This window comes from Cupriavidus sp. 01L415, assembly GCF_056400065.1.
Map to the genome: position 1 here is coordinate 51,474 of NZ_JBFTSP010000025.1, position 25,079 is coordinate 76,552.

At 67.1% G+C, this 25,079-nt stretch carries 22 protein-coding genes; 13 read left to right on the plus strand and 9 right to left on the minus strand.

Going from position 1 to position 25,079, the window contains the following annotated elements; all coding sequences use genetic code 11:
* Positions 1-168 precede the first annotated feature (168 nt).
* Complete coding sequence (locus tag AC1DOX_RS24890; RefSeq protein ID WP_441621779.1) at positions 169-1,257, plus strand: AI-2E family transporter; 1,089 nt, start codon at positions 169-171, stop codon at positions 1,255-1,257.
* Between the two features lie 117 nt (positions 1,258-1,374).
* On the opposite strand, the gene AC1DOX_RS24895 is transcribed toward AC1DOX_RS24890, so the two are convergent.
* Positions 1,375-2,088, minus strand: coding sequence for a FadR/GntR family transcriptional regulator (locus AC1DOX_RS24895; protein ID WP_441621815.1), 714 nt, complete (start codon positions 2,086-2,088; stop codon positions 1,375-1,377).
* Between the two features lie 146 nt (positions 2,089-2,234).
* Here AC1DOX_RS24895 and AC1DOX_RS24900 point away from each other — a divergent pair, with 146 nt between their 5' ends.
* From AC1DOX_RS24900 to AC1DOX_RS24915, 4 genes are all read left to right on the plus strand, one after another.
* Positions 2,235-3,008, plus strand: coding sequence for a (Fe-S)-binding protein (locus tag AC1DOX_RS24900; RefSeq protein ID WP_441621781.1), 774 nt, complete (start codon positions 2,235-2,237; stop codon positions 3,006-3,008).
* Entirely contained in the window at positions 3,005-3,718 is a 714-nt protein-coding gene (locus AC1DOX_RS24905; RefSeq protein ID WP_441621783.1) for a LutC/YkgG family protein, read from the plus strand. Before AC1DOX_RS24900 ends, AC1DOX_RS24905 begins: the two co-directional genes overlap by 4 nt.
* Positions 3,715-5,160 carry a LutB/LldF family L-lactate oxidation iron-sulfur protein gene (locus tag AC1DOX_RS24910; RefSeq protein WP_441621785.1) on the plus strand — a complete coding sequence of 482 codons (1,446 nt, stop codon included), beginning with the start codon at positions 3,715-3,717 and terminating at the stop codon, positions 5,158-5,160. Before AC1DOX_RS24905 ends, AC1DOX_RS24910 begins: the two co-directional genes overlap by 4 nt.
* Before the next feature lie 61 nt (positions 5,161-5,221).
* Positions 5,222-6,922 (plus strand): lactate permease LctP family transporter, encoded by a 1,701-nt coding sequence (locus AC1DOX_RS24915; protein ID WP_441621787.1) that lies wholly within the window; start codon positions 5,222-5,224, stop codon positions 6,920-6,922.
* On the opposite strand, the gene AC1DOX_RS24920 is transcribed toward AC1DOX_RS24915, so the two are convergent.
* From AC1DOX_RS24920 to AC1DOX_RS24930, 3 genes are all read right to left on the minus strand, one after another.
* Positions 6,923-8,065 (minus strand): CaiB/BaiF CoA transferase family protein, encoded by a 1,143-nt coding sequence (locus AC1DOX_RS24920; protein WP_441621789.1) that lies wholly within the window; start codon positions 8,063-8,065, stop codon positions 6,923-6,925.
* A gap of 36 nt (positions 8,066-8,101) precedes the next feature.
* Entirely contained in the window at positions 8,102-9,091 is a 990-nt protein-coding gene (locus tag AC1DOX_RS24925; protein WP_441621791.1) for a Bug family tripartite tricarboxylate transporter substrate binding protein, read from the minus strand.
* 127 nt (positions 9,092-9,218) lie between these two features.
* Complete coding sequence (locus AC1DOX_RS24930; RefSeq protein ID WP_441621793.1) at positions 9,219-11,030, minus strand: acyl-CoA dehydrogenase family protein; 1,812 nt, start codon at positions 11,028-11,030, stop codon at positions 9,219-9,221.
* Positions 11,031-11,154: 124 nt separating this feature from the next.
* Between AC1DOX_RS24930 and AC1DOX_RS24935 the strand changes: the two genes are divergently transcribed.
* From AC1DOX_RS24935 to AC1DOX_RS24950, 4 genes are all read left to right on the plus strand, one after another.
* Positions 11,155-12,048 (plus strand): LysR family transcriptional regulator, encoded by an 894-nt coding sequence (locus tag AC1DOX_RS24935; protein ID WP_441621795.1) that lies wholly within the window; start codon positions 11,155-11,157, stop codon positions 12,046-12,048.
* A gap of 401 nt (positions 12,049-12,449) precedes the next feature.
* A complete protein-coding gene (locus tag AC1DOX_RS24940; RefSeq protein ID WP_441621797.1) occupies positions 12,450-12,752 on the plus strand; it encodes a FeoA family protein in 303 nt (100 codons plus the stop codon).
* Between the two features lie 38 nt (positions 12,753-12,790).
* The gene (gene feoB / locus AC1DOX_RS24945; RefSeq protein ID WP_477101555.1) at positions 12,791-14,650 is read left to right on the plus strand and encodes a ferrous iron transport protein B; all 1,860 of its coding nucleotides are present in this window, start codon (positions 12,791-12,793) and stop codon (positions 14,648-14,650) included.
* Between the two features lie 31 nt (positions 14,651-14,681).
* Positions 14,682-15,005, plus strand: coding sequence for a DUF6587 family protein (locus AC1DOX_RS24950; protein ID WP_441621801.1), 324 nt, complete (start codon positions 14,682-14,684; stop codon positions 15,003-15,005).
* A gap of 289 nt (positions 15,006-15,294) precedes the next feature.
* On the opposite strand, the gene AC1DOX_RS24955 is transcribed toward AC1DOX_RS24950, so the two are convergent.
* Entirely contained in the window at positions 15,295-16,668 is a 1,374-nt protein-coding gene (locus tag AC1DOX_RS24955) for a hypothetical protein (RefSeq protein WP_441621803.1), read from the minus strand.
* A 525-nt stretch (positions 16,669-17,193) separates the two neighbouring features.
* Between AC1DOX_RS24955 and leuA the strand changes: the two genes are divergently transcribed.
* On the plus strand, positions 17,194-18,891 hold the full coding sequence (gene leuA / locus AC1DOX_RS24960) for a 2-isopropylmalate synthase (protein ID WP_441621805.1): 1,698 nt from the start codon (positions 17,194-17,196) through the stop codon (positions 18,889-18,891).
* Between the two features lie 320 nt (positions 18,892-19,211).
* Complete coding sequence (locus tag AC1DOX_RS24965) at positions 19,212-19,928, plus strand: OmpW/AlkL family protein (RefSeq protein WP_441621807.1); 717 nt, start codon at positions 19,212-19,214, stop codon at positions 19,926-19,928.
* Positions 19,929-20,125: 197 nt separating this feature from the next.
* On the opposite strand, the gene AC1DOX_RS24970 is transcribed toward AC1DOX_RS24965, so the two are convergent.
* A complete protein-coding gene (locus AC1DOX_RS24970) occupies positions 20,126-20,950 on the minus strand; it encodes a 2OG-Fe(II) oxygenase (protein ID WP_441621817.1) in 825 nt (274 codons plus the stop codon).
* Positions 20,947-22,437, minus strand: coding sequence for an AMP nucleosidase (locus AC1DOX_RS24975; protein WP_092139307.1), 1,491 nt, complete (start codon positions 22,435-22,437; stop codon positions 20,947-20,949). Before AC1DOX_RS24975 ends, AC1DOX_RS24970 begins: the two co-directional genes overlap by 4 nt.
* A 245-nt stretch (positions 22,438-22,682) precedes the next feature.
* On the opposite strand from AC1DOX_RS24975, the gene AC1DOX_RS24980 reads away from it, so the two are divergent.
* Positions 22,683-23,072: a GNAT family N-acetyltransferase gene (locus AC1DOX_RS24980; RefSeq protein WP_092139309.1), complete on the plus strand. Its 390-nt coding sequence runs from the start codon at positions 22,683-22,685 to the stop codon at positions 23,070-23,072.
* A gap of 45 nt (positions 23,073-23,117) precedes the next feature.
* On the opposite strand, the gene AC1DOX_RS24985 is transcribed toward AC1DOX_RS24980, so the two are convergent.
* Entirely contained in the window at positions 23,118-23,861 is a 744-nt protein-coding gene (locus tag AC1DOX_RS24985) for an NADPH-dependent F420 reductase (protein WP_441621809.1), read from the minus strand.
* Positions 23,862-24,066: 205 nt separating this feature from the next.
* Between AC1DOX_RS24985 and AC1DOX_RS24990 the strand changes: the two genes are divergently transcribed.
* Positions 24,067-24,864 (plus strand): ParB/Srx family N-terminal domain-containing protein, encoded by a 798-nt coding sequence (locus tag AC1DOX_RS24990; protein ID WP_441621819.1) that lies wholly within the window; start codon positions 24,067-24,069, stop codon positions 24,862-24,864.
* A 100-nt stretch (positions 24,865-24,964) separates the two neighbouring features.
* Here the strand turns inward: AC1DOX_RS24990 and AC1DOX_RS24995 are convergent, their stop codons facing one another.
* A complete protein-coding gene (locus AC1DOX_RS24995) occupies positions 24,965-25,075 on the minus strand; it encodes an IS3 family transposase (RefSeq protein ID WP_441618306.1) in 111 nt (36 codons plus the stop codon).
* Positions 25,076-25,079 lie beyond the last annotated feature (4 nt).

Sequence of the window (25,079 nt, forward strand, 5' to 3'; positions counted from 1 at the left end):
CTCCTGTGGGGATTTTCGCGCTGCCTGTCCATCAATATAGCGACCGGAAATGCAAGTTTCACGCCCGCGCCGCATGTCTGGTCATCCTGACTTGCCATTGTCAGGCGCCGCACCGACAATCGAACGCCAACCCTTTCAACGACAACGCTCACGCGCAACATCCAAGCCATGCCGCAGGTGGAACAAGAACGTACGACAGGCCGCCCCCAGGCCAGTGGCGCCACGCCGGATACCGCCCCCTCCAACCGCCGCCTGACGCCCGCCAGCTGGTTCAGCGTCACCGCGGCGTCCTACGCGCTGACGGGCGCGGCCTTGCTGCTGGTGATGCAGGCCAACCTGGTTCCGGCACTGCTGGCCGGCCTGTTGCTCTATTCGCTGGTGGATGTCCTGGCGCCGCGCCTCACGCGCCTGCACCCGCGGCACGACGCGCTGGCCGTGGCCATCCTTTCGGCCATCATCCTGCTGGCCCTGACCGGCGGCATCTGGGCGCTGGTACGCTTTATCAGCGGCGACGGCAACACACTGGAGCGCCTGCTGGACCATGCTGCGGACATCATTGACCAGTCCCGCAGCCAGATGCCGGGCTGGCTGAGCGATTACCTACCCAACGGCGTCGAGGAGCTGGCCACGGCGCTGATCGCAGCGATGCGCGAGCACGCCCAGATGGCGCAGAAGCTCGGCACGGACATCCTGCGCGCCCTGCTCCATATCCTGATCGGGCTGGTGATCGGCGCGATGGTGGCGCTGTACCGGGCAGTATCGCGCCCCAGCCGTCGGCCGCTGGCCGCGGCGCTGGTGGCGCGCGCCCGCACGCTGCAGACGGCGTTCTCGCAGTTCATCTTCGCGCAGATCCAGATCTCCTCGATCAACACGGCCCTGACGGCCATCTACCTGCTGGTGGTCCTGCCGCTGTTCCAACAGCACCTGCCGCTGTCCAAGACGCTGGTGGCGATCACCTTCATCGCGGGGCTGCTGCCGGTGCTGGGCAACCTGATCTCCAACACCGCCATCGTGGTGGCGTCGCTGGCGGTGTCGCTACCCATCGCGGTGGTGTCGCTGCTCTATCTCGTGATCATCCACAAGTTCGAGTATTTCCTGAATGCGCGCATCATCGGCGCGCGTATACAAGCCGCTGCGTGGGAACTGCTGACGGTGATGCTGGTGATGGAGACGCTCTACGGTATACCCGGCGTGATCGCGGGGCCCATCATCTACGCGTACGTGAAGCGCGAACTGAGCACCGCCGAGCTCGTGTGAGCGCGACGCGCCCCTTGCAATGCGATTGCAAGGCGCTTTGTTAACTTGTTGAATCCATTGATCTTAGGTACGCAGCAACTGGTACGACCAATGCTGCGCCGTGGGCGACGTATCCGCCTATTCGCTGTCTTGCTCGACGCGGCTGCGTACAAAATCAATATGGGTCTGCATGGCCGTGCGCGCCTCTTCCGGCCGCCGCGCCAGGATCGCCTCGCACAGCGTCCGGTGCTGGAGTAGCAGCAGGCCTGACGCCTCCTCATCCGCCTCGCGCAGACCCGTGCCATTGATCGTGATGTGCTCGCGCAGCATGCCGATGACGCTGGTATGCAGGTGCAGGAACATCGTGTTGTGCGATGCCTGCGCGATGGCGTCATGCAACCGGGCATCGGCATCGGCCTCGCCGGCCTTGTCATCCACCAGGCGCGCGCGATCCAGTTCCTTCATCAGCCCGCGTATACGACGCAGGTCAGACGCGTCCGCGCGCAGCGCCGCGAAGTACGCGGTAGCCCCCTCCAGCACGCGGCGAAACTCGAGGATGTCGTCGCGCAACGCCGGGTGATCGGCCACGAGCTGGCCCCACGGCGATGCGATACCGGTACGCAGCTGGTCGGTGACGTATACGCCCGCACCGCGCCGGCTCTGCAGCAAGCCGCGCGCCGCCAGGCGCTGGATGGCCTCGCGGATGGTGTTGCGCGCCACGCCATACTGCTCCGCCAGCGCACGTTCGGCCGGCAGCCGCGTACCAACCGGCCACGTGCCATCCAGCAGCGCGGTCTCCATCTTGCGCATGATGCCTTCCACCCGGTTGCGCGCCGCATTGCCTGACGCCATGGTCATCCCCTGTTCCAGACGCCCGGTGGTCCAACCAATTTGTATTCCGGTGCGAGAGCCGGAATTATGCCCCCAAAAATGTCGCAGAGGCCGTGCCAGCAGGCGCGGCCCGGTGCGCACGGCGCGCCGTCATCCGGAGGCAGACAATGCAACCCAGGCAGTACCCCACCGCCCCGACACAGGTCTACCTGTTCGGCACCTGTCTCGTCGACCTGTTCGTCCCGCAGGCCGGCCTTGACGCCGTCCGGCTGCTCGAACGCGAAGGCCTGACCGTGCACTTCCCGCGCGGCCAGAGTTGCTGCGGCCAGCCCGCCTATAGCAGCGGCAATCCGGAGCAGGCCCGCACTGTGGCGCGCGCCCAGCTGGACCTGTTCCGCGAGCCGTGGCCGATCATCGTGCCGTCCGGCTCGTGCGCGGGCATGATGCGCCACCACTGGCCCGCCCTGTTCGCCGACGATCCCGACGCCGCGGCCCGGGCCACCGAACTGGCCGGCCGCGTCTACGAGCTTGCCGAATTTCTCCTGAATGTGATGCACGTGCGCTTTGACGACTTGCCGGCCGGCGCGCCGCACGAGCGCGTGGTGCTGCACACGTCGTGCGCCGCCCGTCGAGAAATGGGTACGCGGGCGCATGGCGTGGCACTGGTGGATGCGCTGCCGGGGGTGACCCGGGTGGAGCACGAACGCGAATCCGAATGCTGCGGCTTTGGCGGTACGTTCTCGCTCAAGCACGCCGATATTTCCGGCGCGATGGTGCGCGACAAGGTGGCCTCCGCGTGCGCCACGGGTTGCGACCGGCTGGTTTCCGCCGATTGCGGCTGCCTGCTGAACATCGGTCACGCCGCCGCGCATGCGGGCGCGTCGCTGCCCGTGGAGCACCTGGCGTCCTTCCTGTGGCGCCGTACCGGAGGTGCCGAATGAGCACAATGACCGCACGTGACCGCATGCTCGGCCGGCTGCGCGCCGCCGTGCCGACCTCCGGTGCCTCGCTCGCCGCCGAGACCGCCGCGCTCGACCACCGCATCGACATCCACTTCGACAGCCGACGTGGCAGCCCACCCGACATCGCCGCGATGGTGGCGTCGATGCAGGCCGCGCTCACCGCCTCGCACGCCGAAGTGTGGTGCACCAATGCCGCCACCTGGCCGGCGTTGATCGCGGACCGGCTGGCCGCCGAAGGCGTGCGCCGGCTGCTGCTGGACCGCAACCGTCCCGAAGGGGCGGCGCTGGCCGCTGCGCTGCCCGCAAGCGTCGCCACGGTGGGCTTTGATCGCCCCCTCGAAACCTGGAAGGCTGAAATGTTCGATACCGTCGATGCCGGCTTCACGGTGGCGCGCTCCGGCCTGGCGGCCACCGGCACGCTGGTGCTAGCACCGGACAGGGGCTCGCCGCGCACGATGTCGCTGGTGCCGCCAACGCACATCGCCCTGGTCCATGCCCGGACACTGCACCCCGACCTGCACAGCGCCGCGCGCGCGGAACGCTGGGGAGACGGCATGCCCACCAACCTGGTGATGGTGTCGGGCCCCTCCAAAACCTCTGACATCCAGCAAACGCTGGCCTACGGCGCACATGGCCCGCGCCGCCTGTGGGTCGTGATCGTGACCGACACCGGAGACGCCGCGCAATGAGCCAGCAGACCCTGCATTTCGTCCCGACCGAGGACTTTCGCACGCGCGCTCGCGCGGCGCTGGATGATCCCAAGTTGCGCAAGAGCTTTCGCGGTGCGATGGACTTCCTTCAGCAGAAACGCGCGGTCCAGTTTCCGGACGGCGACGAGCTGGAGCACCTGCGCGACCTCGGCGAGGCGGCGCGCCAGCATGCACTGGCCAACCTGCCGGACCTGCTGGTGCAGCTCGAGGCGCGCCTCACCACCGCCGGCGTGCACGTGCACTGGGCGGAGACCGCCGACGAGGCCAACGCGGTCATCCACGGCATCGCGCAGGCCCATGCCGCGACGCGAGTCATCAAGGGCAAGTCGATGGCCAGCGAGGAAATGGAGCTGAACCATTACCTCGCGGCGCGCGGCGTGGACTGCATCGAATCGGACATGGGCGAATACATCGTCCAGCTGGCCGGGGAGAAGCCGTCCCATATCGTGATGCCCGCCATCCACAAGACCAAGGCCGACATCGGCGCGCTGTTCGAGGCGCACATCCCCGACACGACGTACACGGAAGACGTCGACAGCCTGATCCAGACTGGCCGCCGGGCGCTGCGGCAGGCGTTCGTGGACGCCGACATCGGGCTCTCCGGCGTGAACTTCGCGGCGGCCGACACCGGCACGCTGTGGCTCGTGGAAAACGAGGGCAACGGGCGGCTTTCCACCACAGTGCCGGACGTACACATCGCGGTGATGGGCATGGAAAAGGTGGTGGCAAAGCTGTCGCACATCGTGCCGCTTTCCAGCCTGCTGACGCGCTCCGCCACGGGCCAGGCCATCACCACCTACTTCAACCTGATCTCCGGACCGCGCAAGGGCGACGAGCAGGACGGTCCGCGCGAAGTGCACCTGGTGCTGCTCGACAACGGCCGCAGCCAGGCCTACGCCGACGAGCAGTTGCGCGCCACGTTGCAGTGCATCCGCTGCGGCGCGTGCATGAACCACTGCCCGGTCTACACGCGCATCGGCGGCCACGCCTACGGCACGACCTACCCGGGGCCGATCGGCAAGATCATCTCGCCGCATCTGCTGGGGCTCGACGCCACTGCGGACCTCGCCACGGCCTCGAGCCTGTGCGGTGCGTGCGGCGAAGTCTGCCCGGTACGCATCCCTATCCCGCAACTGCTGGTGCGCCTGCGTACCGAGGCCAATCGCGATCCCGATGAAGCCGTGCCACATCCCCTGAAGGGGCAAGGCGCGAAGTTCAGCCGGCGCGAGCACCTGGTCTGGCGTTTCTGGAGCGGCGCGTTTGCGCATCCGGCGACGTACCGGCTGTTCCGCTGGGCCGCCACGCGCCTGCGTGCGCTGACGCCATCGCGGCAGATGGGCTGGACGCAGCACCGCAAGCCGCTGACCCCCGCGCCGAAAAGCCTGACGGATCTGCTAAACGCGCGCGGGCAGCCGGAATAGCGCCACGGCGCATCGTCGACAACAACAACTATTCAACAACACATCAACTAGGAGACTCCCAGTGCAACCCTGGACCCAGATCTACACGCCGCTCGGCAGCCTGTGGCTGTCCGCGCTCGCGGCGGCCGTACCCATCCTGTTCTTCTTCGTCGCGCTGGCCGTGCTGCGCATGAAGGGCCATGCCGCCGCCGCCGTCACGCTCATCCTGTCGCTCGTCGTGGCCATCTTTGCGTATGGCATGCCCGCGCCGCAGGCGCTGGCCGCTGCAGGCTTCGGCTTTGCCTATGGCCTGTGGCCGATCGCGTGGATCATCGTGACCGCGGTGTTCCTCTACAAGATCGTCGTGAAGACTGGCCAGTTCGACATCATTCGTGCCTCCGTGCTGTCGATCACGGACGACCAGCGCCTGCAGATGCTGCTGATCGGCTTTGCATTCGGTGCCTTCCTGGAGGGCGCCGCCGGCTTTGGCGCGCCGGTGGCCATCACCGCCGCGCTGCTGGTGGGTCTGGGTTTCAATCCGCTCTACGCGGCCGGGCTCTGCCTGATCGCCAACACCGCGCCGGTGGCCTTCGGTGCCATGGGCATCCCCATCATCGTGGCCGGGCAGGTCACGGGCATCGACCCCATGCATATCGGAGCGATGGCCGGCCGGCAGCTGCCGCTGCTGTCGCTGGCGGTGCCGTTCTGGCTCGTGTTCATGATGGATGGCGTCAAGGGCGTGCGCGAAACGTGGCCGGCCGCGCTGGTCACGGGCGGCAGCTTTGCCGTGACGCAGTACTTCACCGCCAACCACATCGGACCGGAACTGCCGGACATCACCTCGGCGCTGGTCAGCCTGATCTCGCTGTCCGCATTCCTGCGCGTGTGGCAACCGCGCACCGCCTCGCGGCCTGCCGGCGGCGCGGTGGCCGCAGGCGGCACGATCGCGATGGCCGGCTTTGGCGGCGGCATGGGTGCGCCGGTACGCCGCAAGCCTTCGCCGTACACGCTGGGCCAGACTGTCCGCGCATGGGCGCCGTTCGGCATCCTGACGGCCATCGTCACCGTGTGGAGCCTGCCGCCGTTCAAGGCCCTGTTCGCCGCCAAAGGCGCGCTGGCAGGCACGGTGCTGAAGTTCAAGGTGCCGCTGCTGGACCAGCTGGTCATCAAGGCCGCGCCGATCGTCGCATCGCCCAAGCCGTATGAGGCCGTGTTGAAGCTGGACCTGCTGTCCGCCGTGGGGACCGCTATCCTGCTGACGGCGCTGATCTCGATGGCACTGCTGCGCATGAAGCCGCGCGATGCCCTCGTGACGTTCGGCGAGACGCTGCTGGAACTGCGCCGGCCGATCCTCTCGATCGGCCTGGTGCTGGCTTTCGCGTTCGTGGCCAACTACTCGGGCATGTCGTCGACGCTGGCGCTGCTGCTGGCCGGCACGGGCGCCGCGTTCCCGTTCTTCTCGCCGCTGCTGGGCTGGCTGGGGGTGTTCCTGACGGGTTCGGACACGTCGTCCAATGCGCTGTTCTGCTCGCTGCAGCACACCACCGCGCATCAGATCGGCGTGTCGGACACGCTGCTGGTGGCCGCCAACACCACCGGCGGCGTGACGGGCAAGATGATCTCGCCGCAGTCGATCGCGGTGGCATGTGCCGCCACCGGTCTCGTCGGCAAGGAATCGGAGCTGTTCCGCTTCACCGTGAAGCACAGCCTGCTGTTTGCCGCCATCGTGGGCGTCATCACGATGCTGCAGGCCTACGTCTTCACGGGAATGATCCCGGGCTGATCAGCCCTCGTTCGCGGCCTCTCGCGGCAGGAACTGATTGCCTTCCGCGAGGGGCGCGTACCGATAGGTGGCTGGCGTGCGGCTCAGCTTGACCGGCGCGCCCAGCCCCTTGTAGCCGCCCGGCATCTCCACCACCATCTCGCGATGCGCGGTGTGCGGATGGTTGAGCGCGTCCGGCACCGACAGCACCGGCGCGCACGGCACCCCGGCGGCGATCAGCGCATCGGCCAGCACCTTACCGTCGTGCTGCGCCATGCGCGACTCGAGTTCCCCCTTCAGCAATGCCCGGTTGACCGAGCGCCCGCCCGCCGTGGCGTAGCGTTCATCGTCGGCCAGTGCCGGCGCGCCCAGGTGTTCGCACAAGATGCGGAACTGGCGGTCGTTGCCGACGGCCAGGAAGATCGGGTCGGTGGCCGTGGCCACGGTGTCGTACGGATAGATGTTCGGGTGCGCGTTGCCGGTGCGCGTGGGCGTCTTGCCGCTCATGAACCAGTTGGCCGCATGCGGATGCAGCAACGACAGGCCCGAGTCATACAACGCCGCCTCGACGAACTGGCCGCGCCCGCTGCGCTCGCGCTCCTGCAGCGCCAGCAGCACGCCGAGCGCCGCGTTCAGCCCCGTCACCATGTCGACCACCGGCAGCCCCGCGCGCAGCGGATCGCCGTCGGCCTCGCCATTGATGCTCATGATGCCGGCCATGGCCTGGATCGCCGCGTCGTAGCCGGGCAGGCCACCGAGCGGACCATCGGCGCCAAACCCCGACACGCGGCAATGCACGAGGCGCGGAAAGCGCTGCGACAGCACGTCGTAGCCCAGGCCCCATTTCTCGAGCGTGCCGGTCTTGAAGTTCTCGACCATCACATCGGCTTCCGCCAGCAGCGAGAACAGGACCTCGCGGTCCGCATCGGCGGTCAGGTCCAGCCGCATCACGCGCTTGTTGCGGTTCAGGCCGAAGTAGTACGACGCCACGCCATCGCGGAACGGAGGGCCCCAGGTGCGGGTGTCGTCGCCCTGCGGCGGTTCGATCTTGAGCACGTCGGCACCGTGGTCGCCCAGGATCTGGCCGCAGAACGGACCGCCCAGGATTCGGGACAAATCGACCACGCGGATGCCGGCCAGCGCGCCGGGGTGGGATGACGTCATGTTGTCTACCTCGCTTCTCTGTTCTTGTGTACCGGGTCAGTCGAGCTGCGCGCCGGACTTCTGCACCACGCTACGCCACTTGCTGACCTCGGACTTCACGAAGCCGCCAAGCTGCTCGGGCGTGGTGGCGGGCGCAAATTCCAGGCCCTGGCCCAGCAGCGTCTTGCGGACCTCGGGCTGCTGCAGCGCATCGGCAAACGCACGGTTGAGCTTGCGGATGACTTCCGGCGGCGTACCGGCCGGCGCGACCACGCCAAAGAATACCGAAACATCGAATCCCGCGACACCCTGCTCGGCGACGGTCGGCACCTCAGGCAGCGCCTGCGACCGGCTGCGCGTGGTCACGCCCAGCGCGCGCACCTTGCCGCTCTTGATGAACGGCAGCGCGGTCAGCACGTCGGTGAAGGTCATGCTGACCTGCCCGCCCAGCAGATCGTTGAGCGCCGGGCCAGTACCCTTGTAGGGCACGTGCTGGAAATCCGTGCCGGCCAGGTTGTTGAACAGCACGCCAGCCAGATGCGACGACGCGCCATTGCCGGATGACGCATAGCTCAGCTTGCCCGGATGGGCGCGGCCGTAGGCAATCAGCTCCTGCACGTTCTTCGCCGGCACGCTCGGATTGACCACGAGCACGTTCGGCAGCTGGCCGATCTGGATTACCGGCGCAAAGCTCTTGACCGGGTCGTAGTTGATCTTGCGATACAGGCTGACGTTGATTGCCAGCGGCGCGGACGTGCCGAACATCAGCGTGTAGCCGTCGGGCTCCGCGCGCGCCACGACTTCGGCCCCGATATTGCCGCCCGCGCCGGCGCGGTTCTCCACGACCACGGGCTGGCCCAGGCTGGTCTTGAGCGCCGCAGCCAGCGTACGGGCCATCGCATCGGTGGGGCCGCCCGGCGGGTAGGTCACCACCAGCATGATCGGCTTGCTAGGGAATTCCTTCTGGGCGAAGGCGGGTGCGGTGGCGACGCAGAACGAGCAGGCGGCGATGGCGGCAAGGGCCGCGCGGCGGTGCCATTGGGGCATGATGGTTGTCTCCGATGAATCTTGTAGTCATGGAAGGAGAAGACGGCTGTCTGATGCGCCGGCCCTCTCCTCCGGCCCTTCTCCCGCTTGCGGGAGCTGGGGAAAAACGTTAGCGATCCGGATGGCGTCAGAACGCGTTGACCTGGTCGACGTCGCCGGCGGGACGCACGGCGCCATCGGCGGGCGGCGTCACGGCATCGGCCAGCCACGCGGGCTCGGCGTTGCCGGCCAGCGGGTCCTGCGGCAGCACGCGATGCACGAGCACCAGTTGCGCCAGGCGCATGCGGCGGACGGAACCGATCCGGCCCGCCTCCCACGCCATCGCCACTGCGCTGGTGACGTGATACAGCGCCGACGCAGCCTGGCGGGCCAGCACGTCGCCATCGGCACCCGCCTCGGCGGCGCGACCGGCAAGGGCCACGGCATTGGCGATGGCCAGCGCAAATGTGGCGCGCGCGGTGGCGTGCATCGGCGTGTCCTGCAACAGCGCCTGCAGGTGACCTTGAAGCACGGGCAGCGAGCCCTCGCGGCGGATCGCGCGCAGCACATCCAGCGCGACGATATTGCTCGTGCCTTCCCAGATCGACCCCAGGTGCGCATCGCGCACCAGTCGCGGATCGCTCCATTCCTCGATATAGCCGCAGCCGCCGCGGATTTCCATGGCATCGCCGGTCACCTTGCGGGCGTCGCGGCACGCGCGGAACTTGATCAGCGGCGTCAGGATGCGCATCAGCGGGTAGGCGTCGGCCTCGCCCGCGTCCGCCCGACGCAGCGCCTCGGCGGTCTGGAACACCATCGTGCGCGCCTGCTCGGTGGGCAGCGTCAGCTTGAGCAACTGGCGGCGCATCAGCGGCATGTCGGCCAGCCGCTTGCCGAAAGCCTGGCGCTCGCGGGCGATGAACTGGCCTTCGGTCAGCGCGCGGCGCATCAGCCCGGCCGCGCGGACGCCGTTGGAGAGCCGCGAGTTGTTGATCATGTCGGCCATCTGCACAAAACCGCGACCCGGTTCGCCGACGAGCCAGGCGTGCGCGCCTTCGAGCCGGATCTCGCCGCTGGCCATCGACCGCGTGCCGAGCTTGTCCTTGAGCCGGATGATCCGGTAGTGGTTGGCGCTGCCGTCCGCCAGCGTGCGCGGCAGCAGGAACAGCGACACGCCCTTGATGCCGGCCACGGCCGTGCCGTCGGCTTCTTCCATGCGCGCCAGCACCATCGCCAGCGCGGCATCGGGGTTGGAGCAGAACCACTTGTCGCCAACCAGACGCCAGCCACCTTCGGCACGCTCGTCGCGGATTGCGCGCGTGGCCGTGGCGGCGACGTCGGAACCGGCGCCTTGCTCGGTCATGAACATCGCGCCCTGGTAGAGGTCGTCGAAGACTTGCGTGGTCAGGTTGGGCAGGAAGCGATCGACCAGTGCCGGGTCCCCGAACTTGCGCAGCGTGCGCGTCAGCGAGTCCGTCATCGACAGCGGGCAGCACAGGCCGAACTCTGCCTGCACGAACAGGTAGGTCAGCGCGTACTTGGCGGCGGGCGGCATCGGCTTGTCCCAGCCGAGCACGCCAGCACGGTGCGACGCCGCGGCCAGGCCAAACTCGGAAAACGCCACGCGCTCCAGTTCGACGTAGGCCGGATGCTTGTGGATGCGCTGGGCGTCCAGCCCGGTGCGGGTGCGGTGCGACAGCGTGGGCGGCTCGTGATCGGCCACATTGGCCAGCTCGTCCAGCACGCCGCCGGCCAGCGCGCCCATGCGCTCCAGGTGCGGCAGCAGGTGGTTGAACAGGTCCGCCGGCAGATAGAGCGGCAGCAGCGCGCGCAGGTCCGGGTCGGCGGCAAACAGGCTGGCGCCGTGGCGATCGGGGACCGGGTGCGCGGCGATTTCAGGGTGAGCGGCGGGGTGGGCGGCGGTGGCAGACGCGGTGTGGCGCGCGGCGCTGGTGGGCATGAATCGTCTCCTGTCGGCCCCTGTGGTGGACATCAGGTGGGGCGGTTTGGGATCCATTATTCAAACCCCGGCGATTCGTGTCTAATTCTAAAATTGGCTCGATCCATACAAAATTCATATCGCCATGGAATTCCGTCACCTGCGCTACTTCCTGGTTCTCGCCGAGGAACTGCATTTCGGCCGTGCGGCGCGGCGGCTGTCGATCTCGCAGCCCCCGCTGTCGCTCAATATCCAGCAGCTCGAGGCATCCGTCGGGGCCCGGCTGTTCGAGCGCGATAGTCGCGGCGTGCGGCTGACCGCCGCTGGGCGGGCGTTCCGGGAGTCAGCCACGGCGCTGCTGGCGCAGGCCGAATCGGCACGGCTGCTGGCGCGCGAGATCGAAGCCGGCGCCGTGGGGCGCCTGCGCGTGGGTTTTGTCGGATCGATGCTGTACCGGGGGCTGCCGCAGCGCCTGCGGGAATTCCAGGCGCGCTATCCGGGCATCCAGGTGGCGCTGACCGAACTCAATTCCCAGGAGCAGATCGACGCCCTGCTCCACGGCGAGCTGGACGCCGGCTTCGTCCACACCAGCCGCGTGCCGGACGAACTGGCGGCCACGCTGGCGCATCGCGAGGCCTTTGTGTGCTGCATGCCGGCCGATCATCCGCTGACGGCCCGGGAGGTGGTGGCGCTCACCGACCTGCGCGGCGAGCCCTTCGTACTGTTCTCGCGCAAGGCGTCGCCCGACTACTACAGCCGCATCTTCGACATGTGCGCTGCGCATGGCTTTTATCCCCAGGTCCGGCACGAGATGCGGCACTGGCTGTCCGTGGTGTCGCTGGTCTCGCAGGGCATGGGGGTGGCCGTGGTGCCGGCCGCGCTGGCCCGGTCAGGCATGGCCGGCGCGGCATTCCGGCCGCTGGCGGATTCCACCGTGCCATCCGAGGTGTATTGCGTCTGGAAGCAGGCGCCGGACCATCCTGCACGCGACCATTTCGTCGAGACGGTCCGGCTGGCGGCAGCCCAGGCTGACTACTAGAATGTGGCCCGACGGACATCCCGGCGCGCCAGAAGAAAAAGCCACCTGCCCAGGGGCATGTGGCTTGTGAAGTACGCGTGGAACGGGGTGTTCAGCGTGCTTGGAGCTTATCGCCGGAAGCCTCGCCGGACCAATACCACAAATGTGTTAATCAATAGAAACGCGGCATGGAACGCACCGATTAATGCCAGTATCGGTGCCATCCCTGAATGGCCGGGAAGCCCTGTTCCGATGCCAGACGCATGAAATGGCCAGCTTCGGCGCCGATGCCCCCCGGCTACGGCACCGAAGTGGCGCGAATGCTATACAATCGAGAACGATTTTTATTTACGTAGCCGGCAGGGTTCATTGCCCTGCCGCTTGTCGCGCGGCGGTGATTCCGCCCCCCGGACTGGAAGCATATGCGGTTGTCTGAACTGCCCCGGCGCACGGCCGCCGTTGTGAAATCGGTGGACGATGCCACCCCGAACGACCCCGTCGCGCGCCGCCTGCGCGATCTCGGCTTCGTGCCGGGCGAGGCGGTGCAGATCATCGCGTTCGGTCCGTTCGGCAAGGATCCGCTTGTCGCGCAGGTTGGCTATACGCGCTTTGCGCTGCGCCGCTCGGAAGCGGCACGCATCACCGTGGAAGTGGCCACCGCCACCATCTCCAGCATCGCGCCGGCCAGCCAGCCCGACGCGCCCGCAGCCCAGCGTACCGCCTGAGGGCGTCGCCCGCTGCCGCCCAGGATCCCCTGCATATCATGTCCGTCGTACAGACTCCCTCCGCCCTGCGCATTGCGCTGGTAGGCAACCCCAATTGCGGCAAGACCGCGCTGTTCAACCGCCTGACTGGCAGTCGCCAGAAGGTGGCCAACTACGCCGGCGTGACCGTCGAGCGCAAGGAAGGCCAGTTCACGTCGCCAGCCGGCCGCGTGGTTCGCATCCTGGACCTGCCGGGCGCCTATAGCCTGCACGCGGCCAGCCTGGACGAGGCCATCACGCGCGAGGTCTGCATGGGCCAGCGCCCGGGCGAGGCGCGCCCGGACCTGATCGTCTCCGTGGTGGACGCCACCAACCTGCGCCTGCACCTGCGCTTTGTACTGGAGCTGCGCCGGCTGGGCCTGCCGATGGTGGTCGTGCTCAATATGAGCGATGCAGCCGCGCGCCGCGGCATCCTGATCGCCCGCGAGGCGCTGTCGCAGGCGCTGGGCGTGCCCGTGGTGCAGACCGTGGCCGTGAAGCGCAATGGCGCCGCGGACCTGATCGGCCTGCTCGACGGCGCCCTGCCGCCAGCCCCGCCCGCGGTGCCCGTCGAGTCGGTGTCCGAGCTCGACACCCACGCCGAGGTCAAGCGCCTGCTGGACGCCGCCGTCACCATGCCGGCCCGCACCGCGCGGCTCGACGACCGCCTCGATCGTGTGGTCCTGCACCCGGTGTTCGGCCTGGCCATCCTGGCCGTGCTGCTGTTCCTGATGTTCCAGGCGGTGTTTTCGTGGGCCGCTCCGGCGATGGACGGCATCGAGGCAGGCGTGCACTGGGCCGGCGAGATCGTCGGCACCTGGATGCCCGACGGCATGCTCAAGAGCCTGATCGTCGACGGCATGATCGCGGGCCTGGGCAGCGTGGTGGTATTCCTGCCGCAGATCCTGATCCTGTTCCTGTTCATCCTGACGCTCGAGGAATCGGGCTACCTGCCGCGCGCGGCGTTCCTGCTCGACCGGCTGATGATGGGCGCGGGACTCTCCGGCCGGTCGTTCATTCCGCTGCTGTCCAGCTTTGCCTGCGCGATTCCCGGCATCATGGCCACGCGCACGATCCAGGATCCGCGCGATCGCCTCACCACGATCCTGGTGGCGCCGCTGATGACCTGCTCGGCCCGCCTGCCGGTCTATGCGCTGCTGATCGGCGCATTTATCCCCGAACGCACCGTGGCTGGCCTGTTCAATCTGCAGGGGCTGGTGCTGTTCACGCTGTACGTGGCCGGCATCGTCAGCGCGCTGGTCGTCGCCTATGTGCTGAAGTTCTTCCGCCGCGACCGCACCGACCATCCGCTGCTGATGGAACTGCCGTCGTACCGCATCCCGAATCCGCGCGACATCGCCATCGGCCTGTGGGAGCGTGCCCGAATCTTCCTGTCGCGCGTGGGCAAGGTGATCCTGACGCTGACCGTGCTGCTCTGGTTCCTGGCCACGTTCCCGTCGCCGCCGGCAGGTGCGACGATGCCCCCGATCGACTACAGCTTTGCCGGCATGATCGGCCGCGCGCTCGAACACGTCTTCGCGCCGATCGGCTTCAACTGGCAGATCTGCATCGCGCTGGTGCCGGGCCTGGCCGCGCGCGAGGTGGCGGTGGGTGCACTGGCGACCGTGTATGCGCTCTCCGGCAGCGACGACGCGGTGGCCACGCAGCTCGCACCGATGATCGCCGCGCAATGGCCGCTGGCCACGGCGCTGTCGCTGCTGGCCTGGTACGTGTTTGCGCCGCAGTGCATTTCCACGCTGGCCGTGATCCGGCGCGAGACCAACTCCTGGAAGGTGATGGCGGCGTCCGCCGCGTACCTGACGGGACTGGCCTACGTGGCGTCGCTCATCACGTACCGCGTGGCCCTGGCGTTCAGTTGAAACCGGCGGTATCCCTCGCAGTCAAACGGCCATGACGCTCTATCACGCCTTCGAAACCCTAGTGGTCCCCCTGATCGTGGTGGCCTGTGCCGTACACGTGGCGGCTCGCTACATGCCGCGCACGCGCGAGCGGGTGAAGGCGAGGCTGGCGGCATCGCTGGGCGGCGTATCGGCCACGGGTTGGCGCGGCTGGCTGGCCAAACGGCTGGCGCCGCAAGAGGCGGCAGGCTGCGCCACGGGCTGTGACACCAACAGCGGATGCAGCACCTGCGGGTCGAACACCTCGAGCCCGTCGGCCGGTGGCAACGATGGCCCGGCCAACGAACACATCGTCCGGCTGGTGCGAAAGCCCTGAGGAACTCACTGCGGATTCATAAAAAACGGCGGCCTGAATGGCTGCCGTTTTTCTTTGGTGCCGGCATTCCGGCTCGCGCAGAAACGGGTACGCTTTGCCGATTTCGGGTAGCTCTGGGCTCTCCGCTTCTTGTTTCGGCACCCGACTGTCTGCGCTCTCCACAGCGACTTTGCCCTGTCCGCTGCCGGCGCATCGAGGCACGCAGAAACGGGTACGCCCTGTCCCGCGCGGCAATGAAAAAAGCCCGCCGCGCATGACACGCGGCGGGCTTTGGCCTGAGGCCGTACGGCTATTGGGCAGTGCCCGGGATCGTGATCGATAGCGGCATGGCCTCGGTTCCCGCCGTGCAGCTTGCGGTGACCGTGAACGGCCCGGCGCTGATCGGCATGATCGACACGGAGTTGGGCGCGATCGGCGACTGAATCACGACGACGTTGCTGCTCGGCGACGTCCATGCCCAGCTTCCCCCGCACGCCGTGATGCCCTCGTCGATCCCGCGATGCATCAGGCGCACCGCAATCGTGGCGCCCACGCCTGGCACTACCAGCGGATTCGGACCGCTGTAGATCAAGGCCCAGGTCGGCTGCTCGGTCACCAGCAGATTGGCGCGCGGTTTCGGCGTCAGCGTCAGGCTGCTCGCCGTCTCCGAAAGGATGCCCTGCAGCGGCGACACACCATTCGCGCGGCTGGTGCTGAGCGTGGTGAGCCGGCTTGCGGTATCCGGCGACACGGTCAGCGAAGGCGAGGTCGTCGTGAAGGTCCAGAGCCCCGTGAAGTCAGCCGTCGCATCCGCTTCGTCATTGCGGACCACGCGCGAGGCATAGGTCTGCGGATAGCCGTTGAGGACATTCAGCGCGTTGATCTGCGCACCGTTCTGCGACAGCACCAGCCGATAGCTCGCCACACTGGACTTGACCACCGACACCAGGAACGAGCCCTTCAGCACGCTGTTGTTGGGCGCAGTGACGGACACGCTGACCACCGATTGCGCGACGGTATCGGTCGCGTTCACGCCGCGCAACGTGCCCACGTTGGCCGCGCCGGTGACCTGCACCGCCGACGTGCTGCTGGCCCAGGTCCAGCCGCTGGCGGCCGCGGAGCGGTCCGCGCCGTCGCTGTCGATCAGCGACGCCTTTACTGGCAGCGTCTGGCCGTCCGTCATCGACAAGACCGGATACGGCAGCGCCAATGTGTAGGTCGTGGTCCCCGCCGCCACCACGGTGATCGTGGCCGTGACCTGCGGGAGCACGATCGTCACATTGTTGGTGCCCACGACGGTGGCCCGCACGCCGATCGTGGCGGTGCCGGTGCCCACGCCCGTCACCACGGCGCTGCCCGCCGCGCTGCCAGCGCCGACCGCCGCCACCGATGCGCTCGATGTGGTCCAGGAGAATGCAGCAGACCCGGTGACGTCATTGCCATCGTTGTCAACAACCGAGGCCGCCAGCGGCATCGTGCCGCCCACCGTCACCTCGCCGGAGACCTGGTTCAGCACCACGCTGTATGTCTTGGCCGCAGGCGTACTGGCGTTGCCGCCATTTCCCGTTGTATCGGCCGGCGATGCGCCCCCCGAACCCGAGCCGCTACCCCCGCCGCCACAAGCCACCATCAGCATCACGCTCGCCGTGCACGCGAGCCAAGTCATCCAACGACGTGTGCGCATGGTTTGTCTCCCCCTTCGTTATCGCCCCGCTTCCCCTGCTAACCAGCCTAGGCGCGATGCGGTGCACGCTGTACCAGCCAGACGACTGAGCGGCACACCACACAACAGGTGGAGGTCATCCCTTCGCCATATGTCGCCGCCCAGCGACAAGCCGGTTTCACCGGACATTCGGGCGATGCGACGACCGTGTTTTCGCGGTTGGCGCGGTTGACGCGCCACCGCGTTGTGGTCTACGCTCCTCCGGTCGCCCGATATCTCGCGGGCGATATCCCTCTCAGCCCGATGACCGCCACGACCCTCAACCTCCGCCACGCCGCCGATGCCATCCGCATCGCCGCCGACGTGCGCGCGTGCGTTGCACGGGCTGGCCTGCTGTCGTGCCGCGCCCTGCGCGCTTCCTCGCTACTGCTAGACCTACCGACCGGTTGCCGGGCCTAGGGCCCCGTGGCAGTTCGGCAGCCGTCTCGCCACCCTTTTCCGTGTTTTTCTGTTTGACGCATCTTCCCGCGAGGAAGGAGATCACCCATGTTGCGCAATCCCGCCGCCAAGTACCGCCCCGCCACCCCCGTCAACTTGCCTGACCGCACCTGGCCGTCGCGCCAGATCACCCGCGCCCCGCGCTGGATGAGCACCGACTTGCGCGATGGCAACCAGGCCCTGATCGAGCCGATGAACCCCGCGCGCAAGCTGCGCTTCTTCGAACAGCTGGTGAAGATTGGCCTGAAGGAGATCGAAGTCGCATTCCCGTCCGCATCGCAGACCGACTTCGACTTCGTCCGCATGCTGATCGAGGAGGACCGCATTCCCGACGACGTGAACATCGTCGTGCTGACGCAGGCGCGCGACGACCTGATTCGCCGCACGGTGGAATCGGTGCGTGGCGCGCGGCGCGCGACGGTGCATCTCTACAACCCGATCGCACCCGCGTGGCGTCGCATCGTATTCAACGCCTCGCGAGAAGAGATCCGGGAAGTGGCCGTGTCGGGCACACGCCTGATCCGCGAACTGAGCGATGCCATGCCGGAGACAGCCTGGTCCTACGAGTACTCGCCCGAGACGTTCAGCCTGGCCGAGCTCGATTTCTCGCTGGAAGTGTCCGATGCCGTCTCGGCCGTATGGCAACCCGACGCCACGCGGCCGATGATCCTGAACCTGCCGACCACGGTGGAATGCAGCACGCCCAATGTGTTCGCCGACCAGATCGAATGGATGCATCGTCATCTGGCCCGGCGCGAACACATCGTGCTGTCGGTGCATCCGCACAACGATCGCGGCACCGCGGTGGCGGCGGCGGAACTGGCCGTGATGGCCGGTGCCGATCGCGTGGAAGGCTGCCTGTTCGGCAACGGCGAACGCACCGGCAACGTGGACCTGGTCACGCTGGCACTCAATCTCTACACGCAAGGCGTGGCGCCGGAACTGGACTTTTCCGATATCGACGAAGTGCGCCAGTGCGTGGAGCATTGCAACCAGTTGCCAGTGCATCCGCGCCATCCGTATGTGGGCGACCTCGTGTTCACGGCGTTCTCGGGCTCTCACCAGGATGCCATCCGCAAGGGCTTCGCGCAGCAGCGGGCCGATGCCATCTGGGAGGTGCCGTACCTGCCGATCGACCCGGCCGACCTCGGTCGCAGCTACGACGCCGTGATCCGCGTCAACAGCCAGTCCGGCAAGGGCGGCATGGCTTACCTGCTGGAACAGGCCCACGGCATCTACATGCCGCGCCGGCTGCAGATCGAGTTCAGCCGTGCGGTGCAGACCATGACCGACGACACCGGCCTGGAAGCCAGCGCCGACGATCTCTACGCGCTGTTCCGCCGCGAGTATCTGGATGTCGATGCGCCGCTGCGCTATGTCTCGCATCGCATGGTATCGACCGCCGATGACGCGGTGGAGATCGAGATGGAAGTCGTACGCGAAGGCCGCGCCGTGCGCGTGCGAGGCGCGGGGAACGGACCGATCGACGCAGTGGTGGACGCGTTCTCTCGCGGGCTGGGCGTACCGGTACGGGTCATGGACTACCACGAGCACGCGCTGTCGGCCGGCGCCGATGCGCGCGCGGCCTGCTATGTCGAGGTCCGCGTGGGAGACTCCGGCACGGGCTTCGGCGCTGGCGTGGATGCCAGCATCGTGACGGCGTCGCTGCGCGCGGTGGTGTCCGGTGTCAACCGCCACCTGCAGGCGATGGCCACGGCGGCGACGGGAGAGGCTGAGGCGGCCTGACCCCGCGCTGCCGGGAGAAAACCGGTGTGCCCCGCCCCCACGGGGCACACCCGGAAAGACGTCCTTGCGGACGCCCACGACATGCGCGGTTCACAAACCACGTGCGCACAGCGTACGGGCCGAGCCGTCGCGGCGCCACGAATAAATCCGCATGAAGATAAACACGTCCGCGCGACACAGGCCGGAGCCGCTGTGGCACACGTGCGACGGCTCCGCTCGAATATCCGCGTGGCTGGCATGGGCTTGCGTTGAGTCAAGGCCGAGGTGCAGTGTGCACGACACACTGGTCGCACAAATTTCTTAGTTGATGTGCGATCGACATGACCACTGCCACTCTCTCCAAGCGCTTCACTCGCTCTGCATCCGCCACCCAAATCTCCGCCCGCCGCGCCTCGCCGCGCCGCAAACCCCTCGCTGCCACGCTCTGCGGCGCGCTCGCGACCATCGCAGCCGCCGGCGCGTTTTCGGCACCGGCCATGGCCGCCGACGATACCCAGGGCGACTGGATGATCCGCCTGCGCGGCACCTTCCTCGACATGGCCAACAAGTCGGACCCGATCGGCGGCGTCGGCGCATCGGACCGCATCCACGTCAACAACAAGTGGATTCCGGAAGTCGACATCACCTACTTCATCGTGCCGCACATCGCCGCCGAACTGGTGCTGACGATTCCGCAAAAGCAGAATGTCACGCTCGACGGCCAGAACATCGGCTCGTTCAAGCACCTGCCGCCCAGCCTGCTGCTGCAATACCACTTCCTTCCCAACGGCACGTTCCGTCCGTATGTCGGCGCGGGCGTCAACGCTACCCGTATCTATGGCACCGACCTCGCTGGCAACACGCTGAACCTGGATCGATGGAGCGTGGGGCCTGCACTGCAGATCGGCATGGACTACAGGATCACCAGGAACTGGTTCCTGAACATCGACGCCAAGAAGATCTGGCTTACCAGCAACGTCTACGCCAACGGCACCAAGGTATCGACGGCCAAGCTTGATCCGTGGCTGTTCAGCGCGGGCGTCGGCTACCGCTTCTGATTCACTCGCAAGTCGCGAAGCTCCACCTCTCTTTGCGCTCTTGTTTCGCGCGGCAATGCCGCGCGTTTTTTTATGGGTGAATCAGCAGGGTCTGGAGGAGCGTGGCGGCCTTGAACGCAGAGAACGCAGGGAACGCAGAGAACGCAGAGAACGCAACAGGACGATGCGGGTATCGTTGCCAGTGCGCAGCCCCGGCATCACGCCGCATCATGAAATATCACCCCCAACGTATAGCGCCGGCCTGAACGCAAGCGGCTGACGCCATGACGCATGTTGACGCGATAGATACCTCGCGTGCCTTGCACGGGTCGATGGTGAACCGCGAAGACCACCGCGTCTCCTTGCCGCAACGGCACCACCTCCGCACGCGACTGCATGCGCGGGCGCTGCTCCGTCATCACGAACTCTCCGCCCGTGAAGTCGCGCCCCGGCTCCGACAGCAGGATGGCTACCTGCAGCGGAAACACGTGCTCGCCGTAAAGATCCTGGTGCAGGCAGTTGTAGTCGTCCTTGCCATAGCGCAGCATCAGCGGCGTCGGCCGGATCTGGCCGGCGGCGTGGCAGCGCGACAGGTAGGCATCGTGCGATGACGGATAGCGGACGTCGATACCCATCGCCATGTTCCAGCGATTGGCTACCGGGGCCAGCATCGGATACAACGTCGTGCGTAGCGCCTCGATCATCGGCGGCAGCGGGTAGGCGAAGTACTGATACTCGCCCTGACCGAAGCCGTGGCGAGACATCACCACGCGGCTGCGAAACCGCGCGTTGGGTACGGCCTCTCCCGGTTCCCCGTAGAGACTGGCCAGCCGGCCGCACTCGGACGGCTCCAGCAGGCGATCCAGGATGGCGCATCCGTGCGCGTCGAGTTCGCGGCCGACGGCGCGCCAATCAATCCGCGCGATACGGGCGGCGGCTTCCGGCGTCTTCACGGCGGGCTCCTTGTTGGCTTGATCTGGCCTCCACGGTAGCGCCGCCGCGCGGTCCGCGCACTCCGCCGCTTGCTTTTGAATTCTGCTCAGCGGAACGCGGGCTCGTCGAAGCTGCGCAACTTGCGCGAATGCAGCTCCTCCACCCCGTTCTCACGCAGGATGCGTATCGCCTCGAGGCCGATCGTCATATGCTGGCTGACGCGCTGCCGATAGAAGGCATTGGCCATGCCGCGCAGCTTGAGTTCGCCGTGTAGCGGCTTGTCCGATACGCACAGCAGCGTCCCGTATGGCACCCGCAGCCGGAACCCGTTGGCGGCCACCGCCGCGCTTTCCATATCGATGGCGATGGCGCGCGACTGGTTGAAGCGCGCATACAGCGCCTTGGATTTCAGCTCCCAGTTGCGGTCGTCCGTCGACACTACGGTGCCGGTGCGCATGCGGGTCTTCATTTCGTTGCCGGACAGTCCGGTCACGCGCGCCACGGCCTCTTGCAGCGCCACCTGGATTTCGGCGATCGGCGGCACGGGCACCCATGGCGGCAGGTCGTGGTCGAGCACGTGATCGTCCCGCACATAGGCGTGCGCCAGCACATAGTCGCCCAGCTGCTGGGACCGGCGCAGACCACCGCAGTGGCCCACCATCAGCCAGCAATGCGGCCGCAGCACGGCCAGGTGGTCCGTCATCGTCTTGGCGTTGGACGGCCCCACGCCGATGTTGACCAGCGTCACGCCAAGCTTGTCCTCGCGTACCAGGTGATAAGCCGGCATCTGCGGCAGCGCGCGCGGATGAGCGCCCTCGTCGGGTTCGGGCCCGCCGACTTCCTGCGTCACGTCGCCGGGCTCGACAAACTGCACGTAGCCGTCGCCACCATCGGCCGCCATCAGCGACCGGCCCAGCGTGACGAACTCATCGACATAACGCTGATAGTTCGTGAACAACACGAAACGCTGGAAGTGCTGCGGCGCCGTGCCGGTGTAGTGGTAGAGCCGCTGCAGCGCCAGGTCCACGCGCTCCGCCGAGAACAGCGAGAGCGGCCACGCCTCGCCGGGCGTTGGCTCGTAGGTGCCGTTGGCGATGGAGTCGTCGATGCGGCTCAGCTCCGGCAACACGAACGATGCCTCGAGCTCGCGGGCCTGCGTGTAGCTGATGTCCGTCGTCGAGGCTTCGATCACGAACGGCAGCGGAATCGGCCGGCGCGAGAGTCCCACCACGACAGGCACGCGGTGATAGCGCATCAGGCGTTCGATCTGATCGCGGTAGTAGTCCCACAGCAGGTCCGGTCGCGTGACGGTAGTGCCATAGACACCGGGGTAGGCCACCGTGCCCCAGGAGGGCCGGCTGTCCGTCACCATGGTTTCCAGATTGACCGAAATGCCAAGGTACGGGTAGCACGCATGCGCGGCCGAAGGCAGCGGTTTGCCTTTCGCAAACGCATCGAAGCGCGTACGTATGGCGGCAACCGAGCTGTCGTAAATCTCGCGAATGCGGGCCAGCGCGCTGTCCGCGTCGGAGAACTCGGCCAACTGATCGGCCGGGTGGGCGGAAGAGAAGATCGAGGCGTTCATGGCAGTCATCATACCGCGCGCTCCATGCGCGTGGCGTTTCCCGATTGCGATGTTGCGGCGATGAGCACGATGCAGTGTGCGCGGACTCACGCTCGTGATGAACAGGCACGATTGTTTGACGCCGCTGCATCGGCTTCGCTACACTCTGTCGCCAATCGCGCGGCACATCGCGTGTTCGTGGCGTAGTCGTCGCGTATCCCCCACTTTCGGCGGGGGTCGCCGACATGCGCCCCTGGAATTGGCAGGAGGAGTCGTCGATGGAAATCCGTAACCCGTTGCCCGCAGACATCGAGGCGGCCAGGCGTCTGTTGGCCGCCAACGGGTGGGAACAACGGGTCGGCAATCCGGAACGCTTCGCGCAACTGATTGCCAACTCGCAACGCGTGGCGGTAGCGGTGGAAAACGGTGAAGTCATCGGTTTCGCACGCGCGCTCTGCGACGATATCTCCAACGGCTACATCTCCGTGGTCGCCGTCGCGCCGATGCACCGGCGCCGAGGCATCGGCCGCGCGCTGCTGCGCCACGTCATGGGCAACGACCCCGACATCACCTGGGTGCTCCGCGCGACCCGGTCTTCCGAGGCCGCGTTCTTCGGCCAGCTTGGCTTCACGCCATCGATGGTGGCGATGGAGTGGCGCCGCAGATAGCGCGACAACGGGCGTCGACAACGAACGACGACGACCCCGAGGCAGCTACTGCGCCATGGCGCGCCGGAACTCGTCGGCTGTGCCGACCTGATGGAACAGCTTGCCACCGGGCGCGAAGCGCTCCGCGCTGGACAGCCCACCCACCACCACCGGTTCGAACCCCGCATCGCGCACCAGTTGCGCGGCCACCGTCAGCGCGGCGGCGTCATTGCCTGCCATCGGCACGGCCATCGGCGCACCCTTGCGATGGCTCTCGCGCGCAAAATCCCCGGCGCTGGTGAAATTGAACACACGCACGATGCGCGCGCCCGGCAGGTACTTGGCCGTGGTGGCACCGATGCCGTTGGCCTTGACCTCTTCGACGATCGCGCCATCGCGCGGTGACACCGCATTGGTGGCGTCGAGCACGATCTTGCCCTGCCACGTGCCTTGCTTGCCGACGTCGGGCACCGCGCCATAGGGCACGGCCAGCAACAGCACATCGGCAAACGCCAGCGCCTGCGCCACGGTGCCTGCCTGCGCAAGCGGGCCGAGCGGGTCGATCATCGGCTTGAGGGATTCCGGATGGCGCGACGAGAACATCACCGGATGGCCCGCCTTCACCCACAGGCCGCCAATCGTGCCGCCAATGCGTCCCGACCCGATCACGCCGATTCTGGATTTGCCCCCGCCAGCCTTCTGCGCCAGCGCCGGCATCCCGGCCATTGCTCCCAGGGCGCCAATGGCCCCCATCACCAGCACCCGACGCCGAGCCTGGCAAAAGCGAAAGTCATCGCGTATCTGCCCCATGGTCTGCCTCCGACTGTTCCGATCTAGTCACTCTAGGCGAAATCCACACACACGGCGGCCACGCGGCGCCCCCTTCTGGCCCCATCCTCCCACTCCCCCGCCCCCCTTCAGCGGAGTCGCGCCGCAAGCAGCTTGTCACAGACCGGTCATGGACCCTGCCTAGACCGGCGCGCGGCCATGTGCCGCATACGGCGCGCAGCCGGCCATCGGCCGCGACCAGATCTACTACAAGCTGGGCCGCTACGCCGCCGATCCGGCCAAGCGATTCGACGATGCCTGCGAGGCGAACGGTCAGAACAAGACCAAGACATCGGATGCCAACTCCCGCCTGGACGACCTTTCCACATTCACGTGCACGAAGGCCGTCGCCGAGAAGCCGGCGGACATGAAGACGCTGGTGGTGGGCCCCTACGGCGAGCCGTACCTGACCGATGGCCACCACACGCTCACGTCGATCTGGGAAGCCAGCAGCGGCGGCCCGCAGGCGAAGATGTGGGTACGCGTGCAGGACAACCTGTCCAATCTGAACCGCGCCACGTTCTTCCGCACGCTGCACGAGCGCAAGCTGATCTGGTCCCGGGATGGCGACCGCCCGGCCTATCCGGCCGACCTGCCGCGCTCCCTTGGCCTGAAGAACGGCCTGGGCAACGACCCGTACCGTGCGCTGGTGTATTTCACCCGCGATATCGGCTACACGCAGCTGGCGGACGCCACCGAGTTTACGGAGTTCTACTGGGGCGACTGGCTGCGTACGGTGGTCGACCTGAAGACCGTGAACCTGGATGACAACGCCAGCCATCTGGCTGCCGTGCACACAGCCGCTGGCGCGATGGTGGCGCTGGCACCGGATGCGACCGTCAGCAACGGCAAGACCGCTGCCGCGCTGGGCAGGCTCGAAACGCTGAACGAGACCGAGTTCACCGCGCTGTCCCAGCCGGTCGGCGCCGCCAAGCCCGGCAAGCTGCCCTATGCGGTGGCATACCGATTGGCGCTAAAGCCATAACCATGGCGCCCGCCAGCGCGCGGGCGTACCCGTTTCTGCGTGCCTGAAAACGAAAAAGGAGCACCACGGTGAACTGACCCCGTAAAGTTGGACGGGTAAGTTATGCGGCCAAGGGCTGAGTCCTGTATTGCACAGGGCTCAGCCCATTTAGCTTTAGCTTGATGCGGTCGTGATTGTAATACCGGATGTATTCGGCAATGCTGCGTCGCAGTTGG